The following is a 21,886-nucleotide window of genomic DNA, read 5'->3' on the forward strand; positions in this document are numbered from 1 at the left end:
TATCGTGCTGTCCCACGCCGCCCGTTCAGGGCTGCGCCGTTTCCGGCGCGTCCGCCTGTTCGCGCCCGGCCAGTGTGAGCGCGAGCCGGGCGATGTCGTCGGCGGCGCGGGGCCGGGCGATCGCGCGCATGGCCTCGCTCATGGCCGCCAGCTTTCCTGGGCCCCGAAGCCTCTCCAGCAAGGCGCACAGCGATCCCGGATTCAAGTCCTTCTGATCGACGGCGAACGCGGCGCCCGCCTCCTCGAAGATGCGGGCGTTTTCCCGCTGGTGGTCGTCCGCGGCGTGCGGAAACGGCACCAGAACGGCGGGCACGCCGTGAAGGGCCAGTTCGGCGACGGTGGACGCGCCTGCCCGGCAGATGGCGACGTCCGCGGCGGCGTACGCAGCCGGCATATCCTCGATGTACGGCACCGCCCGGTAATACGGCCGGCGAGCCCACTCCGCCTGAGTGGTCTCCTCAAAGTGCTGCGGCCCGGTCTGATGCAGCACCTGAAACCCCATCGCGCCAAGGTAATCCAGCGACTTCACGAGGTTCTCGTTCAGCGCGACGGCCCCCTGGCTTCCACCGACAGCCAGCAGTGTGGGGCGGTCGGGCGCAAGGCCGAATCGAGCCCGTGCCTCCGTGACGTCCGCGGGCGCCGGCGGAGTGCGCACGGCAACGCCGGTTACAACGCACTTGCGAGGAGGCAGCCGTTGACCGCTCGCGGTGAATCCCAGGGCAACCCGCGCCGCGAAAATGCTGAGCCAGCGATTCGCCTTTCCGGCGACGGCGTTGGGCTCGTGCAGCACGATGGGAATTCCCCTCAGCGCGCCGGCCAGGACCACGCTCGCCGAAGCATAGCCCCCGGTCCCGACGATGGCCTCAACGTGCTCTCTCGCCAGGTACCGGTTCGCCTGCCTCATGCCCCGGACAACGGCGTATGTCCCGGCCACGAATTCCTTCAGACCGTGCGGGCCGAACCCCTTCGTCGTGATGCCGGCAAAATGAACGCCGTGCTCCGGCACGAGGGTGGCTTCAAGCCCCTTCTCGTTACCGATAAACAGGAGGGACGCGCCCCGTTTTTCGAGAGCCACGCCGATCGCCAGAGCCGGGTATATATGGCCCCCGGTCCCACCGCCGGTTAGAACCACTGTCATGATCTTCGTTGTCCCATGGCAGCTTGGGCCGCCGTGATATGTCGGTCAGCACTCCCAACGCGAACATCGTGAGCACGAGAGATGAGCCGCCAAAGGAGATGAGCGGAAGCGGAACCCCTGTGGCCGGCAGCAGCGTACAGACGACGCATATGTTCATCATCGCCTGGCCGCCGATGGTTAAGGCAATCCCGATGGCCAGAAGGCGCCCAAACCGGTTGGTGCACTTTCCGGCAATAACGAACCCCCTCCACGCGAGGAATAGAAACAGGCCGAGAATCCCCAGTCCACCGAGGAGCCCGATCTCTTCGCCGATAATCGCGAAGATAAAGTCCGTGTGCTCCGCCGGGAGGTAGAGCCATTTGGCGCGGCTCTCGCCGGGACCTAGCCCGAACACTCCGCCCGAGCCGAGTGCCGCCAGCCCCTGCAACACCTGGTAACCGGAGCCGTCCGGGTCGTGCCACGGGTTCAGGAACGCCAGCAGGCGCTCCATACGCCAGGGTTCGATGACACACAACAACCCCACCGCCACGACCCCGCCGGCGATGAACATGGCGATATGCTTCCCCCTCGCGCCGCCCACGAACAGCAGAGCGGTTGACACGCCGACCGTTGCCAGCATCGTCCCCATGTCCGGTTCGATCAGAATCAGCCCGCACACCACCCCAATCAGCGCCAGAATCGGCAGGAAGCCGTCCTGGAGGCGCCGGATGCTCCGCGGGTTCTGCGCAAGGTAATTCGCGACGAAAATCATCAGGAATATCTTGGCGACTTCCGAAGGCTGCAACCGCACCGGCCCGAACTGCATCCACCGGCGCGCGCCTTCGATCTTCCTCCCGATTCCGGGAATAAGGACGGCGATGAGCAATAGAAAGGCGATCAGCAGGAGCGTCGGCGCGACGCGACGGAGATTCCAGTACCCCAGTTTCATGCCGAAGCCGAATGCCGCGAAACCCACGACCACCCACACCAACTGGCGCTTGATGAAATAGAACGGATCGTTATTCGTGAAGCTCGTCTCGATGGCCTTCACATAACTGGCGTCGAACACGAAAAACGTGCCGACGAACACCAGTGTGAGGATTACAAGCAGGAGCCACGGGTCAACCGGACGCACTGGAACGTGCGCGGTGGCTCCCACCGGTTCTCTCCGCCCACCCGAACGTCCACGCGATTGTGCAGATGTCATTTTGCCGCCTGAGCCTTCACCAGAGCCTTGAACTGATTGCCCCGGTCCTCAAAATCCGCGAACTGGTCAAAGCTCGCGCAACCGGGCGCAAGCATTACGACGTCGCCCGCCTGGGCTACCTTGACAGCCTCCGCGAGAGCCGAGGCCAGGTCGCCCGAATGGCGTACCGGCTCAACCCCGGCGGTTTCCGCCATCGCAGCCAGATCCGGGCCGAAATCACCGATAGTAAAGACCGCGCGGCACCAGGCGGCCATCATGGGCGGAACCGGCGCGAAATCCAGCCCCTTCTCCGCCCCGCCGGCGATGAGGACGACCGGACGCCAGAAAGCGCTCAGAGAACTGGCCAGCGCAGCCGGATTTGTGCACATCGAGTTGTTGACATAGGTGACGCCATCGATCTCGGCGACGACCTCCATGCGATGCTCAACCCCCGCGAAGTCTCGCAGCGTACGCGCCAAGCTATCAACAGGCACTCCAACGATGCGTGCAGCGATGGCGGCGGCCATAGCATTCTCGCGGTTGTGCGATCCGGGAATGCGGATCTTGGAGGCGTGAACAATCTCGGTCTCGGTTTCGCCATCCCGGAACACCATATCCCCGCTCCGCATGAACGCGCCACGCTCGACCGCTGTGGTCCGGCTGAAGGTCCAGAGCGTACCTTTGGACGATCTCCCCACGTCCAGCGCGAGCGGGTTATCGGCGTTGACGATGGCGTGTTCCGCCAGCGTCTGGTTCTCGAACAGGCGGGCCTTCATAGCCGTATATTCGGCCATCGTCTTGTGGCGGTTCAGGTGGTCCTCGGTGATATTCGTTATGATGCCGATTAACGGCGTGAACCCGTCGATCCACTCCAGTTGAAACGAGGACAATTCCGCGATCAGGAAGGCGTCTGCCGGAGCGTCCGCGGCCAGGTCGATAAGCGGTCGCCCCGGCGCGATATTGCCGCCGACGCGCGCATCGAGACCGGCATCGGCCAGCATCCGGCCGAGGAGCGCCGTCGTGGTCGTCTTGCCGTTGGTTCCGGTGATGCCGATGATCGGCGCGGCCGAAATCCGCCAGGCAACTTCCGGCTCGGACCAGACGGTCTGGCCGCGTTCAACCGCGCCTCGGAGGACGGGAGCATGTTTCGGGACGCCCGGACTGGGGACCACGATGTCCGCGGCGGCGACCTCGGGGCCGTCGTCCCGCCCCCATACACTGGTTGCGCCGGCGGCGGAAAGGGCCGCCGCGGCGAGCGCAAGCTCCGCCTCCGGCTTGCCGTCCAGCACGCAGACCGAAGCGCCGCGGGGGACGAGAGCCTGCGCCACCGCCACGCCGGTCCGGGCCGCGCCGATGACGGCGATGCGTTTGCCGGTAAAGGTCATTGCACCAAGCCTTCCACCGCGTGTTCCAGCGCGAGGGCGCGCGAGCCTTTGACCAAAACAACGTCGCCTTCCCGCAGCAGCGATTCCACTGCTTCGGCGGCAGAGCCGGCGTCCGCCGCGTGGATCCACTTCGACAGCCCGGCGTCGAAGGCGGCCTCGCCGATGAAGGACGCCAGTTCGCCAACCGTGACGAGCATGTCGAGGGTCCGCGCTGCCGGGACACCCAGCGCGATGTGTTCGGCTTCCGCGGCCGGGCCAAGCTCACGCATATCGCCCAGCACGGCGAACCGCCGTTTCGCGGGCCAGTCGTGAAGGACTTCCAGCGCGGCGCGGGTTGATTCGGGACCGGCGTTGTAACTGTCGTCGATAACCGTCCAGCCCCCCGGGGCATGGTGGACTTGCAGACGGTGCTTCCCGAGCGAAACCGACGCCAACGCTTCGGCGGCGGCTTCCAGAGGCACCGCATGCCAGATCGCCGTACAAAAAGCTGCGGCCGCGTTCAAGGCGAGGTGACGGCCCGGCGCGGAGAGATGGACGTCCACATGCCCTTCCGGCGAGGCAATCCGGAACGCCGCGCCACCGTCAACAAGGCGATAGTCCTCGGCGCGAACGTCTCCGGCGGCCATCCCGAACGTGGTGACCGGCCCTTTGGCGGCAGGGCGAAGAACGCTCTCAAGCCAAGGTGATTCCGCCGGAAGGCCGACCGGTGCGCCGTCCGCAAGCCCCCACAGCAGCTCGGTCTTTGCCCGGGCGACACCTGCCTCGCCATCGGCGAAGAACTCGGAGTGTGTCTTACCGATGGTTGTGATGATGCCGCAAGTCGGCTCCGCTACGGCCGCGAGGCGCGCGATCTGTCCGGCGCCACGCATCCCCATCTCGACCACGGCCGCCGCCGTGTTATCGGTGATGCCAAACAGCGTTTGGGGCACGCCGACATCGTTGTTGAAATTGGCCTCCGTCGCGACGACCGGGCCAAGCGCGCCCAGGATCGCTGACGTAAAATCCTTGGTTGTCGTCTTTCCCACCGTACCGGTGATGCCCACCACGGGTATGGAAAACTGACGGCGATACCCCGACGCGAGGTCTCCGTACGCCTTGAGGGTGTCCTTGACAATGTAGATGGGCAGGTCGCACGGGTATTCGGCGATGCCGGCCTCATCCACGATCGCTGCCAGGGCGCCACGCTCCTCGGCTTTGCCGAGGAAACGGTGACCGTCGAAGTTCTCGCCGCGCAGAGCGATGAACAGCGCGCCGGGTTCCAGCGTGCGGGTATCGGTGGACACCGAAAGGAAGGCCCCGAACGGCGGCCGCCCGAGGACCTGGGCGCCGGTGGAGGTGACAACTCTCATCGCCGGGATGGGTTTCACGCCTGGCTCCTCCGTAGTTTCAGCGCTTCGCGCGCGACCTCGCGGTCGTCGAAGTGGTGCTTCACTGTGCCGAGTATCTGGTAGTCCTCGTGGCCCTTCCCGGCAATAACGACGGTATCGCCTGCCTGCGCTTCGGCGATTGCGGCGTGGATAGCGGCGCGGCGGTCCGGATCTACGGCGTAATTGTGCTGGCCCGCCATGCCCGCCACGACTTCGGCAACGATGGCCTGCGGTTCCTCCGTGCGCGGGTTGTCCGAGGTCACGAAAGCAAGGTCGCTGAGTTCGCCGGCGATATGCCCCATCAGCGGCCGTTTGGTGCGATCCCGGTCGCCGCCGCACCCGAAGACGGCGAGAACGCGGCCATTCGGGGTGATTTTTCGTGCGGCCCTGAGCACGTTTTCCAGCGCGTCCGGTGTGTGCGCATAGTCCACCAGAACCGCGAAGTCCTGGCCTTCGTCCACCGCCTCGAAGCGTCCGGGAGCGCCGGTGAGAGTCTCCAGGACCGCGGGCAGGCGCTCCGGATCCTGTGACGCGTCACTGTGAACGGCCGTCAGCGCCGCGAGAGCGTTGTAAACATTGAAGAGGCCGGGCAGCATCAGGCGGACGTGCTGGAATCTCTGGCCGATCTGAAGCGTGAATTCCGACCCTCCGGGGAGGAGGCGAACGTCCGTTGCGCGCGCGGCTCCGTCGTTGACTCCGTACATGGAGATTTCACGGCTGCAATTCTCCGCCAGCCTCCGCCCATACGGGTCATCCGCGTTCAGAACCGCGGCGCCCTCCGACAACTCATACTCCGTGAACAGGCGGCGTTTGGCGGCGAAGTACTCCTCCATGTCGTGATGGTAGTCGAGGTGGTCCTGGGTCAAGTTCGTGAACACGACCGTCGGGAATACGATGCCCCACGTCCGGTCCTGCGCGAGAGCGTGGGAGGAGACCTCCATCGCTACCTTCTTCACCCCTGCGTCCGCCATCCGACGGAGCGTCCGCTGGAGGTCCGGGGCTTCCGGTGTGGTATGGGCGCCCTCTTCCTCTATATCGCCGATCTTCACGCCCAGGGTGCCGATACGGCCCGTGCTGAATCCGAGGCCGGCGTAAAGGCGTTCAATGAGGTGGACGGTGGTTGTCTTGCCGTTCGTGCCGGTCACGCCGATGACGTCCATCTCGCGCGACGGGTGGCTGTAGAGCGAACACGCCAATTCCGCGATCGCGCGGCGGGAATTCGGCGTGAGAAAGGCAACGCCGCCGCAGCCCCTGAGCGCATCTTCGTCTTCTCCCACGACGACGGCCCCCGCCTCGACGGCGGCGGGCAGAAAGCGATGGCCGTCGGTCTTCTCTCCCACCATGGCGACAAACACTGTGCCCGGCGCGGATTGGCGGGAATCGTAGACGATGCTGTCAATCTGAGCGTCGAGGCGTGGCGGCGCGCCGACGGGCGCCAGCGTGCCGGGAGGCATATCGGATATCAATTGGCCAAGGGTCATGTAACGTAATCCGCGGTGACGCGGACCTCCGATGAAAAACGGCCCGAGTCCAGGATTCTGGGGGCCTCAATCATTATAACGGGCAAGTGCCATTCTGTGTCATCCGGAGTTTTTATTCGTTGCGAACGCAGGCGGCCGCGGATGGCTGGGCTCCCATCCCCAGTATCGAAACTATGCCGCCGGAAGCAATGGAACCCGTGGTTCACTTGAGATGTTTTGCCAATAGGCACGTGGCGGGTCTCTTCGGCGCTGCGTCCGGCCACCGTACCAAATATCGGTTCCAAAGTCCTTGTCAAAATCGGGCTGACAGGTTAGAATCACGTGTATGCACAATCTCCCTCGGGATGCCGGGGGATTTCGAGGTGGGCGTCACGGACTGCGACGACTAGACGTGCGCGGGCGATGCACACCACCAGCGAAGCCTTCCCCAGATGCGGGCAGGAACAAACTGGTACATCACTCACTGGGAACAGCACTGCCGTCGATCAGGCGCGAATAGAGGGAATCGGGTTCGGCTGAAGGGCCGATTGAACTCGAGGATTCCCTGCTGGTGTCCCGGCGCACGGGGGCGTGAGCCTCCGTCATTCTGAGCATCATACAGGAGGTCTCGCGTGGAGATACTTAAGGTCTCGGGAACTTCGGTCCCCAGGTCCGTCGCTGGCGCTATCGCGGCGGTCCTTCGGAGGGAAGAAGTCGTGGCTGTCCAGGCCGTTGGGGCTATGGCGGTCAATCAGGCTGTCAAATCCATGGCAATCGCCCGCGAATACCTGGTGGAAGACCACTGGGATCTCGCGATCGCCCCGAACTTCGAACACATCGAAATTGATGGCGCCGAACGGACCGCCATCAAATTCACCGTTAACCGCAAGGCGCGTCCCGCGGCGGAAGTTGCGGATGTTCCTGAAGCGGCTTGACCTGTTCGGATTTAAGACCTTCGCCGAAAGAACTGAAGTAGAGTTCCCCGTTGGGGTCACCGCAGTGGTTGGCCCCAACGGAAGCGGCAAGAGCAATATCTCCGACTCCATCCTCTGGGTCCTTGGAGAATCCAACGTTCGACACCTTCGGGGCGATCGAGCGCAGGACGTCATCTTCGCCGGCACGAGCACGCGCAAGCCGCTCGGCATGGCCGAAGCATCCCTCACGTTCGACAACCCCCACGGCCGCCTGGGCGGTATGCCTGACCCCGAGGTCACTGTAACCCGCCGCGTTTACCGAAACGGCGAGGGCGAGTATTTCATCAATCGCGCCCCCTGCCGCCTCAAAGACATCCACGAACTGTTCCTCGACACCGGAATCGGACGCGACGCCTATAACATGGTCGGCCAATCCGATATCGATGCCATCCTGAGCGCGCGTCCCGAAGAGCGACGGCAATTGTTCGAGGAAGCGGCCGGCATCAAGAAATACCGTATCCGGAAGAACGAAGCCCTCCGCAAACTCGAGAGCACCTCGAACAACCTCGTCCGCGTGACCGATATCCTCGCTGAAATCGAGCGCAACGCCGGCCCTCTGGAAAAGGCGGCCGCGGTAGCCCGGGAGTTCCGAGGCCTGGACACGCGCCGCAAGGAACTCGAGACCCTCGTGTTCGCGTTCGACGCCGAGCGCCTGAGCAACGACCTCATCACGCTGCGGGATGATGCGGACCTCCTGACCGAGGAAGCCGACGCCGGCCGTGCGGCGCGGGCGGAGGCCGAAGCGGAGGAAGCCGCGTCGCGGCTGCGGCTGACCGAACTGGAGCGTGACGTAGAGGCCGCCCGCACACGGCTGGAGGAAGTGAGAGGAGAGCGCACCCGGCGCGACGCCGAACGGTCCCTGCTCACCCAGCGCCGCCACGACGCGGTCCGCCGGGACACCGAACTCGCCGAAATGCTCGTCACGCTGCAATCGAGGCTGGACGCAGCCATCCGGGAGAGAGAGGATTCCGCGGCCCTGGCCGTGGCGATCGAGGAGCAATCCACCGCCCTTGGAGGCAAACTGTCCCAGGCGCGCGCAGAGTTTGAGGCCGAGCGCGCGGTCCTCCATCAGGCCGTCGAGCGCCTCCAGACCCTCCGTGCCGAAGAATCGAGGCTGCAGACAGCCATTGCCGCCCGCGCCGGGGAAGCCCGCGCAGCGCGCGCCGAAGCGGAGCGTGGCGCGCCGCTTCTGGCCAGGCTCGCCGAGCGGAAGGCCGCGCTGATCGCGGACGTGGCGAACGCCGAGACGCAGATCGTTGAAGCCGCGGAGCGTACCGCGGAACTGAAGCGGGCGCAGGAGGAACTGGGCGCGGCGAAATTGGCCGCGGAAGAGAGATCACGGTCGCTGGAAGCGGATATCGCGCAGATGGAGCGCGGCCTGGCCGATACGAAGCGTGATATCGCTTCGGTGAGCGCCCGGCGCCGCGCGCTCGCGGAAATGGCGGAGAGCCATGAAGGGTTCTTCGCGGGAGTTCGCGCCGTTCTGGACGCAGCGAAAGAGCAGCGCCTGCAAGGCCGGTTCGATGCCGTGGCGGACGTGATTCACGTGCCGGCCGGGCTCGAGACGGCCATTGAAACCGCGCTGGGCAGCCAGCTTCAGGACATCATCTGTAACACGGATACCGACGCCAAGGAAGCGATCGCCCTGCTGAAACAGGGAAACGCGGGCCGGGCTACCTTCCTGCCGCTGGACCTGTTATCACCGCAACCGAGGGTGCCGATGCGGGAGGCGCCCGAAGGCGGCTCGCCGGGCTCGGGCCCCGTGCTGGGTTGGGCCGCGGATCTCGTGACCTACGACCGCCGATTCCAGCCTGCCATCGAGATGCTTCTGGGCCGCATACTGGTCGTCGATGACCTGGACACAGCCGTTTCACTCGTCCGGCGCGACCGCCTGCCGATCCGGGTGGTCAGCCTGGATGGCGAGATCGTTTCCGGCGGCGGCAGCATCACCGGCGGGCGCGGCAAAGGCGGCCAGAGCCACCTGCTGGCGCGGAAGCGTGAGATGTCCGACCTGGGCCTCGAAATGAAACGCCTGGAAGCGGACGTCCTGGAGCGCGAGGAGTCCGTGGCGGCGCTCAAGGCGGAGCGCGAGGCAGCCATTCAGGCGGGCCGGGACGCGGCGGGCGCGCTGAACGAGAACCGGATGCAGTCGGCCGAGACCGCACGGAAGAAGCAATACGCCGAAACCGAATCCCACCGTTTCGCGCGGGAGATCCTGGGTGTGGACGCAGAGACGCGAAGTGCGGCGGACCGCGCCGCGCAACTCGCTCAACAGGCGGATGCGCTGGAAGCAGCCTCCGCGGGAGCGCGTGCGGACCTGGCGCCCGTGACGGCCGAAATCGCCTCGCTCCAGGTGGCGGAGGCCGGCCCGGACGAGGCGCGGCGACAGGAACTGGTCGCCCTGGAAGTTGAGTCCGCGTCGCTGCGCGAACGCCACAACGCCGCCGTCGCGACGGCGTCCCGCGCGGAACAGACGGCGAAATCGACACGCGACGAACTGGCCAGCCGGACGGAGCAGCGCGACGCCGCGCGCAAGCTGGCGGGTGAATCGACGACGGTCGAGGAATCCCTGGCCGACATGCTCGTGGCGCTGGACGCGTCCATCGCCGAGGCTTTGAGGAATCTGGACCAGCACCGGACCGCGCGCGATGCGGTGCTGCAGCAATCGGCGACACACCGCGAATGGGCTCACGCGGCGGAAGAGCGGACGATGGATGCGGTGGAGAAACTCCGCAAGCTGGAGTACCGCATCGCCGGCCTGACAAACGAGCGCGAGCACATCCTCGTGCGCCTCAAGGAGATTCTGCTGCCGGAGGGTGGCGATGGGGAGAGTGAGCGAGCGGCAGATCGGGAGCGCCTGCCGGACGATGAGGCGGAAGACAGCGACCTGAAGACCCCGGTATCCGAGGAGGAGGCCGAAGTTCTGCTCGCGATGGTTGAGTTCCCCGTCGATTTCTCGCGCCACACGGCCGTTGTCGAATTGAACCGCCTGCGGCGGCAGATCGCCGATCTCGGCCTCGTCAACCCCGCGGCCGAGGAAGAATTCGAGAAGACCAGCGGGCGCCAGATATTCCTCACCACCCAACGGGACGACCTTGTGAACGCCGAGGAAACCCTGCGTCGCGCCATCCGGGAGATCGACGAAAGCACCAAGACCGTGTTCATCGAGACCTTCGAGAAGGTGCAGATCGAGTTTGGGGTGGTGTTTCACCGCCTGTTCGGCGGTGGAATCACGCGGCTTGCCCTGACAGACCCCGACGATGTGCTGGAGACGGGCATCGAGATCATCGTCCAGCCACCGGGCAAAAAACTGCAGAACCTCCAGCTGCTCTCCGGCGGCGAGCGGGCGCTGACGGCGGCGGCTTTGCTGTTCGCATTCCTCAAGGTGAAGCCAAGCCCGTTCGTTGTCCTCGATGAGGTGGACGCCCCGCTGGACGAAGCCAACGTGGGGCGGTTCGCGGTGGTACTCAAGGAGTTCAGCGAGAACAGCCAGTTCATCGTCATCACCCACAACCGCGGCACCATGGAAGCGGCGCACGCGCTGTATGGGGTGACGATGCAGGAACCGGGGATTTCGCGCCTGGTTTCGCTGCGCCTCGAAGATAGGCACGTGCCGACGCAGCCGGAGCTGATCACGGCGTAGGGCTGCGGGTCGACGACAGGGAGGTAGACCGAATGCATCTCTCCAGAATCATCGCGCTCGTCGCGTTGTCGACGGCGATTCCGGCCCGCCCCCAGACCATTTCGACTTACGACGATTTCGAATCGGCATCGGTCAATCCTCAGCGCTGGGAAGTCATCAACGAGGCGGGTCCCGGTCGAGCGACAATCGCCATTGAGCAGGGGCGGCTTTTGGTTAGAGGCGCCCCGGATCGCACCGGCGCGGCGTCGCGCGTGCGCCTCGGGCCGAAGGCGGTCATTGAGGTCGATGCCCTTGGCTACTCCGGCATCAACCAGATCCTCCAACTCTACGGCGGGTCCGGCGGCTTCACCAACATGATCGAGTTCGGCATCGAGGGCGCCGCCCCCGATGGAACTCCCACCGTGCATGTGTGGACCCCGAACGGCGAGTCTTGGTTCGGCCCCGCACCCACACCCGGCCCGTACGGCGCGGACAAACCCCTGCATCTGCGCGTGGAGCGCGACGGGAACGCCTACCGCCTCCTTGTGAACGGCGTGGAACTGTACATTCTCACATCGAACGCCATCGCCGGCGACGCTCGGGTAGTGCTGTATGGCTTTGGCGACAGCGTAAGCCGCTGGGACAACGTCCGCTTCACCGGGCCGAATGTGGCGCTGACGCAACCGCAGCCGGATGAGATCGCGCCGCTGCCGCTGAAGGTTGTTTCCCAGGCGGACGGCGCCGCGTCATCGGCTGTCGAGATCGGCGAAGGCGCGGAGCCTCTTTCGTGGCAGCGGTGGTCGCCGAAATGGGAGCCACCCGTGAACGCAGTGGCGCCGTTCACGGTCCGCGTTCGCGCGAGCGACGCCGCCGGTAACTCGCGATCAATCTGGACGACATTCTCGCTCGACCGCATCGCCCTGAGGGAGCCGGCGAACGGGCAGGTCGTCGGGCCCGTGTTCACTGTCGCGGTGGGCGGAATGGACAAGGCATTCGCAAGAGCGCTGTTCACACTGGATGGCAAACCCGCGGGCGAATGCGCGGGGCCGCCGTTCTTCGCGCGTATCGTCCCGAAAACGGACGGTTCCCACGTTCTCCAGGCCGATCTGTTCACATCAAGCGGCGTCCGGAAGTCTACGCCTCCTGTGAAGATCATCGTCAAGCGTACGCTGTACGGCCGCAACGCGCACGTGACCGAGAACGGCGGGGCGTTCGTATTCCCCGACGGACAGACGACGGTTCCAATCGCGTTCAACGACAGCTACACGTGGCCCGGCCTTGAACGGCTTTGGCGGACTGGGGATACGGCTTCGGCAGTGGAATATGTGCGCCAACTCCGCGTAAACGGCGTGAACGTTCTCCGGGTGTTCCTGGAAGCGGTCGTGCCGGAGCCCTCCCAGTTGTTGGAATCGCCGTTGGGCCACTACAACAAAGGCGTCGTCGATTTCTGGGACCACTTCCTCCCGATCTGCGAGCGCCACGGCCTGACGGTGCTCATTTCGCCGTGGGACACGTTTTGGATCAACCAGCCGTGGTCGGCCAGCCCGTACAACCGGGCGAACGGCGGCCCGTGCGCCGACCCACACGATTTCATCGTCAACCCGGAGGCGCGCAATTGGCAGAAGGCCCGGCTCCGGTTCATGATCGACCGCTGGGGCGCGAGCCCGGCGATTTTCGCCATCGATCTGCTGAACGAGCACGACATCTGGTGGGGCGCGTCCTCGGCGGAGCGCAAAGCGTGGGTCGACGACATCGCCGCCTACACGAGGGCATACGAACTGAAGAAATGGGGCCGCGCGCATATGCTCACCGTTTCCTCGGCGGCCGCGGAGCCGAAGGGCCTGATCGCCGACTCGGTTTACAGGAACCCGCTGTTCGATTTTGCCACGACGCATCTGTACTACGCCGGCACGGTGAACGACCCGAAGAACGTCGTCGATCCGGCCGTGAGCGTAAATCACGGCGTCCGCTACGCCCAGGAGCAGAGCGCCGATGGACGGCCGTACACGGACTCCGAAAGCGGGCCGATCGACCGGTGGATCCCGCAGCAGGCCTTTGATGACGAGGTCTTCCACCATATGTCGTGGGCGCATTTCGCGTCCGGCGGCGCCGGCGCGGGGATGCGGTGGCCATACCGTCAGCCGCATAGCCTCACCCCGGTGATGCTCCGCTCGCTGCGATCCATTGCGCAGGTGGCGAACCGGCTGGACTGGAAACGGCTCAGCCCCCGCAGCGCCGACGCGAGGCTTTCAACAAAGTACAACGGTATCCTCCTCATGGGGTCCGGGGATGCCCGGCAGGCGATCGTCTGGGCGCTGCACGACACACGCGTTCATTCGTCGATAAACGTCAGCGGAGCGAGCGTGGCCCTGAGCGGGATGGCGGCGGGGCGCTACGAGGTCACGTGCTGGGACACCCGTACGGGCTTCCCGGTGAAGACGACGGCCGCAAAATCGGAAGCGGGCAGGGTGACATTTGCCCTCCCGACGTTCAGAATGGATATGGCCGTCACCATCCGCCCGGTCAGATAACGTTCGTCTCCATCTTTCATATCGCGACGCCGCATATCGAAATCGCCTGATTAACAACCGTACTCGAGGAGCACAGTCCCAATGCCCGAAATGAAACTAAGGCCGCCGGCAGCGCCGCTGGTCACGCACGATCCATATTTCAGCATCTGGTCGCCCGCCGACCAACTCACCGACACCGCGACGCGGCACTGGACCGGAGCCAAGCATGGCCTGTCCGGCCTCGTCCGCATCGATGGGGTCGCCTACCGGTGCATTGGCGAACAGCCCCACGAAGTCCAGGCGCTCCACCAGACCTCGGTACAGGTTCTGCCGACCCGCACGATCTACGGTTTCGAGGGCGCCGGCGTCGCGCTGACGCTGTCGTTCGTGACCCCGATGCTGCCGGACGATCTCGATCTGCTGTCGCGTCCGGTCACATACCTGCATTGGGAAGCGCGGTCCATCGATGGCAGGGGCCACGATGTCTCCGTGTATCTGGACATTTCAGGCGAGGTGGCGGTCAATATCTGCCAGCAGAAGGTCGAGTGGGGCCGGTTCAACCTGCCGGGGCTCAGTGTTCTACGCATCGGCAGCGCCGATCAGGGTGTCCTGGAAAAGTTCGGCGATGATCTCCGCATCGACTGGGGTCACCTCTACCTGGCCGCACCGGCAGGCGCGGGCACGCACACGGCCCTGGCGGACCACAACATTCGCATCGCGTGGGCGAAGGATGGTTCCTGGCCGGCCGCCGACGATACCGACACACCCAGAGCCGCCAACGACCGCTGGCCCGTTCTGGCGTGCGAGATGGACCTCGGCAAAGTCGGCGACGCGCCCCGTTCGGCGCACATGCTCCTCGCCTATGACGACATCTTCGCCCTGGAGCATCTCGGGGTCCGGCTCCGCTCCTACTGGCGGCGCAACGGCGCAACCATCGCGGACGTTCTGGCTTCAAGTTCAGAGTTCGGAGCGATTCTCAAGCGCTGCGAGGCGTTCGACGGGCAATTGATGGCCGACCTCGCGGCCGCGGGCGGCGAGAAATTCGCGCTCCTCTGCGCGTTGGCGTACCGGCAGTGCATATCGGCCCACAAACTTGCGGCCGACCCCGATGGGTCTCCGGTCTTTTACTCCAAGGAGAATTTCAGCAACGGCTGCATCAACACGGTAGACGTAACCTATCCGTCGTCGCCGTTCTTCCTGCTGCTCCAACCGGAACTGCTGAAGTCGCAGTTGCGGGGCATCCTCGACTATGCGGCGTCAGCCCGCTGGAAATTCCCGTTTGCTCCCCACGATCTGGGTACCTACCCCCTCGCCAATGGACAGGTCTATGGCGGCGGCGAGCAGGGCGAAGAGGATCAGATGCCGGTTGAGGAGTGCGGCAACATGCTGCTGATGCTCGCGGCGCTCGCGCACATCGAAGGCAACGCCGATTTCTCCGCCGCGTACTGGCCGACTCTCACCGAATGGGCCGAATATCTTCTGGAGAAGGGGCTGGACCCGGAGAACCAGTTGTGCACGGACGATTTCGCCGGCCACATGGCGCACAACGCAAACCTCGCCATCAAGGCGATTCTCGGGCTGGCCGGATTCGCGGAAATGGCGAAAACCCTCGGGCACGCCGAGAGCGCGAAGCGATTTCGCGCCGCCGCGGAGTCAATGGCCGCGGAGTGGGTCCGGAAGGCCGACGATGGCGACCATTACCGCCTGGCCTTCGACAAGCCGGGTACCTGGAGCCAGAAATACAACCTCGTGTGGGACAGTCTCCTGGGCCTCAACGTCTTCCCGGAGAAGGTTCGCACTGCCGAGGTCGCCTATTATATGACCAGGTTCGAGGAGTACGGCCTGCCACTCGACAGCCGCAAGACGTACACGAAAACTGACTGGGAATTGTGGACGGCGACGATGGCCGAGAAACGCGAGGACTTCGATGCGATCGTGGACCGGGTGTTCCGATTCGCCAACGAGACCACGAGCCGCGTTCCACTTACCGACTGGTATGAAACCACCGATGCAAAGCAGGTTGGCTTCCAGGCGCGCTCCGTGGTGGGTGGCCTGTTCATACCCCTTCTGAAGAATGCGGATCTCTGGCGCAAATGGGCCGGAAAGGCCGGGAAATCATGAAGACTCTCGTAACGGGCGCTTCGGGAAACGCCGGGCAGGCCGTTTGCCGCCTGCTGGTTGAGCAGGGATATGACATTCGCCGGGCCGATGTTTCACCGCCCGCCCACGACCGCATCCCGGACGTCGAGTTCGTTCGCTGCGACACGCGCACGCCGGATGACGTGCGCTTCGCGGTAGACGGCTGCGACTCCGTCATCCATCTCGCGGCGTGGCACTGCGCGCACGTGCCGCCGGTGAGCGACTCCACGATCTATGCCGTGAACGTGGATGGCACGTTCAACGTGATGCAGGCCTGCCGCGAACAGGACGTCAAGGCGTTCGTCTATGCGTCCAGTATGGCATACGGGTGGAGCGCGGTCTATGGCCTCACGAAGGTCCTGGGCGAGGAGATCTGCCGGTCGTTTCACGAGATCATCGGCGCATCCGTTGCCGTGCTTCGCTATCACGCGTTCGTCCCGGGCCCATACCTCGAATTCGGTACCCGACTGCTGCGAAACGGCGTCGACCGCCAGGACGTTGCGCGAGGCACCGTTGCGGCGCTGAAGGCGGCGAAAGAGCGGAAGTTCGGGCTCTTCAATACGATAATCCACACCGACCATCACATGCCGCCGAACGTGCGCGAGGATTTCCGGCGCCTCGGGCCGGACTGGTGCGAAGAACGCGTACCGGGAGCAAATGCCCTCATCGCGAAGTACGACCTGGAGCTTCCGCAGACGGTGGAGTATCACGATCTATCCGAAGCGGAGAGCGTGATGGGGTGGACCCCGAAGGTCGGCTTCGTGGATTTCCTGCGCGACCTTCAGCGGCGCGATGCCGGGGGAGAAGACGTGCGGGCCCTCAACGTGCCGGGCGAGCTTCCGGCAGCGTAGAACGGGCGCCCCGCCCGTTTCCGAATGACATTTGCGTCCCGCCCGTTGCCGGGTTTTCGATACAGGCAACGGGCGGGATGCCCATTCTACTGGACTCACGGAAACAGATCGGGGTGGGACCCCTGTTCTACCGGACTCACACGCCCAGCAGCGCCTGTAGATCCCGGGGCGAGTCAGCCCAATAATCGGCTTTGGCGTCGCGAAGGCGGTCGAGGTAGACGGTATGCCAACCGGCGGCGATGGTCGTCATGGCTGCGGCGCGGCCGCATTCGACGTCGGTCGGCGTGTCCCCGATGAACACGCACCGGCGCGCCTCGACGCCGAGGTCCTGGGCAACTGCGAGCGCGCCCTCCGGGTGCGGCTTCTGGCGTTCAACGTCATCACCCGTCATCACGCTGGCGAAGTAGTCGTCCCAGCCCAACAGGCGCATCGTGATATCGGCGCTGCGGCGCCCCTTGCCTGTCACCACCCCCATCGGGATTCCAGCGTCCGCGATCGCCTGGAGGAGTTCGGGAATCCCCTCGAATGGCTCAACCTGCCCGTGTTCGGCCTCGTAATGCTCGTGGTAGACTTCCAGAGCCCGCTCAACCTCGGATTCGGGGAGCTCGTGACGGAACATCGGCTCTTCCGGCACGCCGAACAGCGCGATAACCTCTTCCGGCGTGTACTGGCGTCCAAGCGGTTCGCGGACGGCGGCGTTCCACGCCGATATAATCATCGGGAATGTGTCGGCCAGTGTGCCGTCGAGATCGAAGATGACACCCAGCGGCCGGGGGACGATCGGTATTACAGGTTCCATACTTTGAACTATAGCCTCGCGGCGGGATTCCGGAGTCGGGAGTTTGGAGCGACCGCCCGGAGACGGATTCCGGGCTAGCGTCCCGCACACCCCTTTCGGTGAATTGGAAAGCAAAAGTGGGTGCGGCCTACCATGGATGGCACGCACACCCGCGGCAGCGGTGAACCGGCCGAGGATTTACCGCCGGTACGGCGGTCGTACCAGTGAGGAGCACGGATGACACAGCACAGAGTCCCGTCCGGATACGAGGCGATCAGAACCGGCGCGGCGTTCCATCAGCCCGAAGGCGGGCGGTTCCGATTGATGGGCCCGGAAGCAAAGGAATACCTGCACCGGATGGTCACGAACGACATTCGCTCGCTGGCGCCCGGACAGGGGACATACGCCTGCCTGCTGGAGATCGACGGACGGATGATCGCCGATCTGTGGGCGTGGGTCGTGTCTGAGGAGGAAGTCCTCGTCGAGACAGCCGCACCCGCATGCGACGCGTTGATGGCGACCCTGGACAAATACCTCATCATGGAGGAAGTCGAGATACAGGACGCCCGGGGCGACGAAGCGCTGGTCACCGTCCAGGGTCCGACGGCCCACCAGGCGCTGGCGAACGCGCTGGCCATCGACCTCCCTCCCCTCGAACGGGGCTCCCTCTGGCAGACGTCGGACGACGGCGCCGGCCTGATCGCCGCGGCGCGCGACCGGACCGGGCACGGCGGCCTCGATGTGTATATGCCCGGCGGAGCGGATCGCCTGATCGAGGCGCTCCGCGAAACAGGCGTGCCGGAGGCATCCGCCGAGGCAATGGACGTTCTCCGAATTGAAGCGGGCCTGGCCGCGTGGGGAGCGGAACTCACAAACGCCACCATTCCACTGGAAGCGAACCTCGAAGGCGCCGCGGTGAGTTTCACGAAGGGCTGTTACCCGGGCCAGGAGATCATTGCGAGGATCCATTCCCGGGGCAAACCAGCCAGGCGCCTTGTCGGCATCCGATTCCAGGACGGCCCCCCTCCGGCGGGGTGCCCGGTCCATGCCGGGGATGCCGCCATCGGTGCAATCACCAGTTCCGCGGAATCTCCAGCCTTTGGCCCGATTGCCATGGCTTACCTCAAGAAGGAGCACGGTGAACCGGGCGTATCCGTAACCGCCGGAGAGCACTCCGGCATCACCCTTGAACTGCCGTTCCGATAGACGAAGCACACGATCATGTCCACACAACACACGCATTTTGAAACCCTGGCGGTCCACGGCGGTGAGACCGGCGAGCGCCCGCGGCCGTCGACGCCGCCGATCTACACCGCCACCACTTTTGGCTACGAGACCACCGACGGCCTGGACGCCGCATTTACAGGGGCGGGTCCGTTCTACCAGCGCAACGGCAACCCCACGACCGCCGCGTTCGAGCGCGCGTGCGCCGCGCTCGAACGGGCCGAGGGCGCCGTGGCGTTCGGCAGCGGGATGGCCGCTCTGCACGGCGCGCTGCTTGGAGCGGGCGTAAAGGCGGGCGACACCATCGTCTCCGGACGCGATATGTACGGCGTCACCGTGCGCTTGCTGAATGAGGTATTCGCACCGGCAGGGGTCCGGACCGAGTATGTCGATACCACAGATCTGCCGGCGGCCCGCGATGCTATCTCCCGGCTGAAGCCGCGCGCGGTCCTCGTTGAGGCGATCTCCAATCCGCTGCTGCGCCTTGCGGACATCGGGACGCTGGCGGAAGCGGCGCACGCGGCGGGCAGCGCATTGATCGTGGACAGCACATTTGCCACCCCATACCTGGTGTGCCCGCACGAATTGGGAGCCGATCTGGTTGTGCACAGCGCCACCAAATATCTGGGTGGCCACGGCGACGCGCTGGGCGGCGTTGTGACCGGGTCGGGAGAGCCCCTGACGGGCGTGAGAACGGCCAACGTCGTCGTCGGCGCCGTTCTCGCGCCATTCGAGGCGTCTCTGCTTCTGAGGGGCCTCAAAACGCTCTCGTTGCGAATGGAGCGGCACTGCGCCAACGCCGCCGCGATAGCGGGGTGGCTGGAAACGCGGACGGAAGTTTCACGCGTCTACTATCCCGGCCTGGCATCGCACCCGCAGCGCGAACTCGCGGGAAGGTTGTTCGGCAATCGCGGATTCGGCGGCATGGTCTCATTCGATCTGCGCGACGGCGGCCGCCGACGGGTCTCGCGCTTCATCGATTCGCTCAAATTGGCGTTCCCGGGACCGACGCTGGGCGACGTGGAGACCCTCGTGATGTACCCCGCACTGGCGTCGCATCGCGCCCTGAGCGCCGAACAACGAGCTGCGCTGGGAATCTCCGACGGCCTTGTGCGCCTCAGTGTGGGCATAGAGCACGCCGAGGACATCATCGCCGATATCGAGCAGGCACTGGCGCGCGCGGGGGATCCCGCGGATGGCTGAGGCGACGGGCGTCGTTACCCTGCCGGCCCTCGCCGCCCTGCTCACGCCCCTGGGAGACGAACTACTGCACGAGGCGGAGCGGTTCAATGACCCCCTGCTCGCCGTGACGGTCCTGCGGCGGCGCTATCCGGCCGAACTGGTCGGCGTGGCCGTCGAGATGACGGAACTGCGCCGCCGCGCGTCCGCCAAATTCGCGAACGCCGATCGCATGTATTTCGTGAGAGAGGCGCTGGAGCAGGCGTCGGGTGGCAAGGTCGCGTCCTGGCGCGCCCAACGTTACTCCGGGTATCCGGAAGTGGCCGATTGGGGTTGCGGCGTTGGCATCGATTCCCTGGCTCTGGCGAAGGTAACGCGCGCCATCGGCCTGGATATCGATCCGCTGCGTGTGGCGCTCGCCCAGGCGAACGCGCGGGCGCTCAAACGCCCGAACGCGGAGTTCCACGTTGCCGATTACCTCGCCGTCCCGCCGCATACGCCGGCGATCTGGGCCGATCCGGCGAGGCGCTCCGAAGGGTACCGGGTGACCGATCCAAGCGCATACTCCCCCCCGCTCGACCGGATCATCGAGCACGCCGGGGGGCGTCCGCTTGGAGTCAAGATCAGTCCCGCGGTCGATGGCGGTGATATCCCGCCCGACGCCGAAGCGGAGTTCATCTCCGTCGGCGGTGAACTGAAAGAGTGCGCCTTGTGGTTCGGAGCGCTGCGAACATGCTCGCGGCGGGCAACAGTGCTTCCCGCCGGGGAGACTCTGGTCCCATCCGGCGAATTCGTCCAGACGGCGCCACCCGCGAGGGTGCTGTACGACCCGGATCCGGCGGTCCTGCGCGCCGGGGCCGTGAAAGACCTCGGGCGGAAACTGAGCGCGTGGCAGATGGATCCGTCCGTCGCCTACCTCACAGGCTATCAGCCCGTCGCCACCCCATTCGCGCAGATACTGATGATCGAGGCCGCGATGCCGTGGAACCTGAAGGACGTCAAACGGCATCTAAGAGGGGCGAACATGCGCGTGGAGGAAGTACGGAAGCGCGCCTCGCCGGTCGACGTGGACACGGTACGAAAAGCCCTCAAGACCGACGGAACCGAACCGGTGATCCTTGTCCTGACGCGTGTTGACGACAAGCCGACCGCCATCCTGGCCACACGCTGGAAGGGTTGAGCAATTGGCACAGTTATCCGGCGTTTTACGCATAACTTTCACCTCCTGCCGAATCGACGAAGGCGGGGGCCTGCTATCGCTGCAACGGAAATCGCGCGATCAGAGGGTGCGACTTGCGTGGCGCGCCGAGGACCCCTCCGGCGAGATCGCACCGGGCGAGGCCACACTGGCGGAGATCCGTTGGTGGAAGTCCTGGTTCTCCGAAGCCTCCCAGGTGCGCCATCTCTCCACCAGGATGGGGAAGGCGCCGTCGGACCCAGTGGCGCGGCTATGGACGCCTCTGGCGGGCCAAACAGTGGAATTCTTCGTTTGGCCGGACCCGACGGGCGGCCTCGCGCTGCTGGCGTTGTTCATGCCGGACGGGAGAGCGCCAAACCGGCGGATCGCGGTTGAAACCACGATTTCGCCCGAGGAACTGGCCGCCTTCGCGGCAACGCTGGAATCCGAGGCCGACGCGATTTCCGCCTAGCCCCTCCACCGGTCCGATGTCAGATCGGGGCGCCCACCCGGGCGCCCCGCACTTTTTCACTGTCGGAGCCCACCGAAATCAGTCGGCCTGGAATCCTTCTCGCTTGTGGCTGCCGTCGCAGAACGGCTTGATCCCTGAGTGGCCGCATCGGCACATGGCGATCGTTTCGTGGGTCACCGGGATATCCGCCCCTGCCGAGTCCTTCAGGCTGATCGGGCCGGTGATGAGGATCGGGCCGTCCTTCAGTAACTCAATCTTTACGTCTGGCATACACAGTCTCCTTGTGTGGCGAATCTGACGGAGGCACAATGCTCCGCTTTGCCTCTTTCATGGTAGACCGCCCGCCGTCGAATCATTGCTTCGGTTCGATTAATTCCACCGTATGGAGTTATGGACTCCCGGATCGAAAGCGGTCCTGCATAAGCGCGGCGATGGCCCGGCGCGA

16 protein-coding genes are annotated in these 21,886 nt (G+C 65.1%); 9 read left to right on the forward strand and 7 right to left on the reverse strand.

Features of this window, described 5'->3' with window-relative positions:
* Positions 1-25: 25 nt before the first annotated feature.
* The 5 genes from murG to VGM51_12300 are packed head-to-tail and all read right to left on the reverse strand — an operon-like array spanning position 26 to position 6,536.
* Entirely contained in the window at positions 26-1,138 is a 1,113-nt protein-coding gene (murG, locus tag VGM51_12280) for an undecaprenyldiphospho-muramoylpentapeptide beta-N-acetylglucosaminyltransferase (protein HEY3413812.1), read from the reverse strand.
* Positions 1,032-2,276 carry a putative lipid II flippase FtsW gene (ftsW, locus tag VGM51_12285; GenBank protein HEY3413813.1) on the reverse strand — a complete coding sequence of 415 codons (1,245 nt, stop codon included), beginning with the start codon at positions 2,274-2,276 and terminating at the stop codon, positions 1,032-1,034. Before ftsW ends, murG begins: the two co-directional genes overlap by 107 nt.
* Positions 2,277-2,320: 44 nt before the next feature.
* Positions 2,321-3,688, reverse strand: a complete 1,368-nt coding sequence (gene murD / locus VGM51_12290) for a UDP-N-acetylmuramoyl-L-alanine--D-glutamate ligase (GenBank protein HEY3413814.1) — start codon at positions 3,686-3,688, stop codon at positions 2,321-2,323.
* Positions 3,685-5,055 carry a UDP-N-acetylmuramoyl-tripeptide--D-alanyl-D-alanine ligase gene (murF, locus tag VGM51_12295; protein HEY3413815.1) on the reverse strand — a complete coding sequence of 457 codons (1,371 nt, stop codon included), beginning with the start codon at positions 5,053-5,055 and terminating at the stop codon, positions 3,685-3,687. The genes murD and murF overlap by 4 nt, the downstream gene beginning before the upstream one ends.
* A complete protein-coding gene (locus tag VGM51_12300; protein ID HEY3413816.1) occupies positions 5,052-6,536 on the reverse strand; it encodes a UDP-N-acetylmuramoyl-L-alanyl-D-glutamate--2,6-diaminopimelate ligase in 1,485 nt (494 codons plus the stop codon). The genes murF and VGM51_12300 overlap by 4 nt, the downstream gene beginning before the upstream one ends.
* Positions 6,537-7,147: 611 nt before the next feature.
* On the opposite strand from VGM51_12300, the gene VGM51_12305 reads away from it, so the two are divergent.
* The 5 genes from VGM51_12305 to VGM51_12325 all read left to right on the forward strand — a co-directional run bounded on the left by VGM51_12305 (position 7,148) and on the right by VGM51_12325 (position 16,611).
* Complete coding sequence (locus VGM51_12305; GenBank protein HEY3413817.1) at positions 7,148-7,450, forward strand: stage V sporulation protein S; 303 nt, start codon at positions 7,148-7,150, stop codon at positions 7,448-7,450.
* Positions 7,431-11,132 (forward strand): chromosome segregation protein SMC, encoded by a 3,702-nt coding sequence (smc, locus tag VGM51_12310; GenBank protein ID HEY3413818.1) that lies wholly within the window; start codon positions 7,431-7,433, stop codon positions 11,130-11,132. Before VGM51_12305 ends, smc begins: the two co-directional genes overlap by 20 nt.
* Before the next feature lie 32 nt (positions 11,133-11,164).
* On the forward strand, positions 11,165-13,642 hold the full coding sequence (locus tag VGM51_12315; GenBank protein HEY3413819.1) for a hypothetical protein: 2,478 nt from the start codon (positions 11,165-11,167) through the stop codon (positions 13,640-13,642).
* Positions 13,643-13,723: 81 nt separating this feature from the next.
* Positions 13,724-15,742 carry a DUF4965 domain-containing protein gene (locus tag VGM51_12320; protein ID HEY3413820.1) on the forward strand — a complete coding sequence of 673 codons (2,019 nt, stop codon included), beginning with the start codon at positions 13,724-13,726 and terminating at the stop codon, positions 15,740-15,742.
* Positions 15,739-16,611: an NAD(P)-dependent oxidoreductase gene (locus VGM51_12325; GenBank protein HEY3413821.1), complete on the forward strand. Its 873-nt coding sequence runs from the start codon at positions 15,739-15,741 to the stop codon at positions 16,609-16,611. Before VGM51_12320 ends, VGM51_12325 begins: the two co-directional genes overlap by 4 nt.
* Positions 16,612-16,747: 136 nt before the next feature.
* On the opposite strand, the gene VGM51_12330 is transcribed toward VGM51_12325, so the two are convergent.
* A complete protein-coding gene (locus VGM51_12330) occupies positions 16,748-17,410 on the reverse strand; it encodes an HAD family hydrolase (protein HEY3413822.1) in 663 nt (220 codons plus the stop codon).
* Between the two features lie 216 nt (positions 17,411-17,626).
* Between VGM51_12330 and VGM51_12335 the strand changes: the two genes are divergently transcribed.
* The 4 genes from VGM51_12335 to VGM51_12350 are packed head-to-tail and all read left to right on the forward strand — an operon-like array spanning position 17,627 to position 21,441.
* Positions 17,627-18,595, forward strand: coding sequence for a glycine cleavage T C-terminal barrel domain-containing protein (locus VGM51_12335; GenBank protein HEY3413823.1), 969 nt, complete (start codon positions 17,627-17,629; stop codon positions 18,593-18,595).
* 15 nt (positions 18,596-18,610) lie between these two features.
* On the forward strand, positions 18,611-19,816 hold the full coding sequence (locus VGM51_12340) for a PLP-dependent aspartate aminotransferase family protein (protein HEY3413824.1): 1,206 nt from the start codon (positions 18,611-18,613) through the stop codon (positions 19,814-19,816).
* Positions 19,809-20,972 carry a class I SAM-dependent methyltransferase gene (locus VGM51_12345; protein ID HEY3413825.1) on the forward strand — a complete coding sequence of 388 codons (1,164 nt, stop codon included), beginning with the start codon at positions 19,809-19,811 and terminating at the stop codon, positions 20,970-20,972. The genes VGM51_12340 and VGM51_12345 overlap by 8 nt, the downstream gene beginning before the upstream one ends.
* Positions 20,973-20,976: 4 nt before the next feature.
* Positions 20,977-21,441: a hypothetical protein gene (locus VGM51_12350; protein HEY3413826.1), complete on the forward strand. Its 465-nt coding sequence runs from the start codon at positions 20,977-20,979 to the stop codon at positions 21,439-21,441.
* 78 nt (positions 21,442-21,519) lie between these two features.
* Here VGM51_12350 and VGM51_12355 read toward each other — a convergent pair whose 3' ends face one another.
* Complete coding sequence (locus tag VGM51_12355) at positions 21,520-21,711, reverse strand: CDGSH iron-sulfur domain-containing protein (protein HEY3413827.1); 192 nt, start codon at positions 21,709-21,711, stop codon at positions 21,520-21,522.
* Positions 21,712-21,886: the final 175 nt, after the last annotated feature.

This window comes from Armatimonadota bacterium, assembly GCA_036504095.1.
Lineage (GTDB): Bacteria > Armatimonadota > DTGP01 > JAKQQT01 > JAKQQT01 > DASXUL01.

Bases quoted from the DNA above. Each gene is read 5' to 3' on its own strand.
- smc (HEY3413818.1), top strand. From the start codon at position 7,431: ATGTTCCTGAAGCGGCTTGACCTGTTCGGATTTAAGACCTTCGCCGAA.
- VGM51_12340 (HEY3413824.1), top strand. From the start codon at position 18,611: ATGTCCACACAACACACGCATTTTGAAACCCTGGCGGTCCACGGCGGT.
- VGM51_12325 (HEY3413821.1), top strand. From the start codon at position 15,739: ATGAAGACTCTCGTAACGGGCGCTTCGGGAAACGCCGGGCAGGCCGTT.
- VGM51_12355 (HEY3413827.1), bottom strand. From the start codon at position 21,711: ATGCCAGACGTAAAGATTGAGTTACTGAAGGACGGCCCGATCCTCATC.
- VGM51_12300 (HEY3413816.1), bottom strand. From the start codon at position 6,536: ATGACCCTTGGCCAATTGATATCCGATATGCCTCCCGGCACGCTGGCG.
- VGM51_12345 (HEY3413825.1), top strand. From the start codon at position 19,809: ATGGCTGAGGCGACGGGCGTCGTTACCCTGCCGGCCCTCGCCGCCCTG.
- murG (HEY3413812.1), bottom strand. From the start codon at position 1,138: ATGACAGTGGTTCTAACCGGCGGTGGGACCGGGGGCCATATATACCCG.
- VGM51_12320 (HEY3413820.1), top strand. From the start codon at position 13,724: ATGCCCGAAATGAAACTAAGGCCGCCGGCAGCGCCGCTGGTCACGCAC.
- VGM51_12330 (HEY3413822.1), bottom strand. From the start codon at position 17,410: ATGGAACCTGTAATACCGATCGTCCCCCGGCCGCTGGGTGTCATCTTC.
- VGM51_12315 (HEY3413819.1), top strand. From the start codon at position 11,165: ATGCATCTCTCCAGAATCATCGCGCTCGTCGCGTTGTCGACGGCGATT.
- VGM51_12335 (HEY3413823.1), top strand. From the start codon at position 17,627: ATGACACAGCACAGAGTCCCGTCCGGATACGAGGCGATCAGAACCGGC.
- murD (HEY3413814.1), bottom strand. From the start codon at position 3,688: ATGACCTTTACCGGCAAACGCATCGCCGTCATCGGCGCGGCCCGGACC.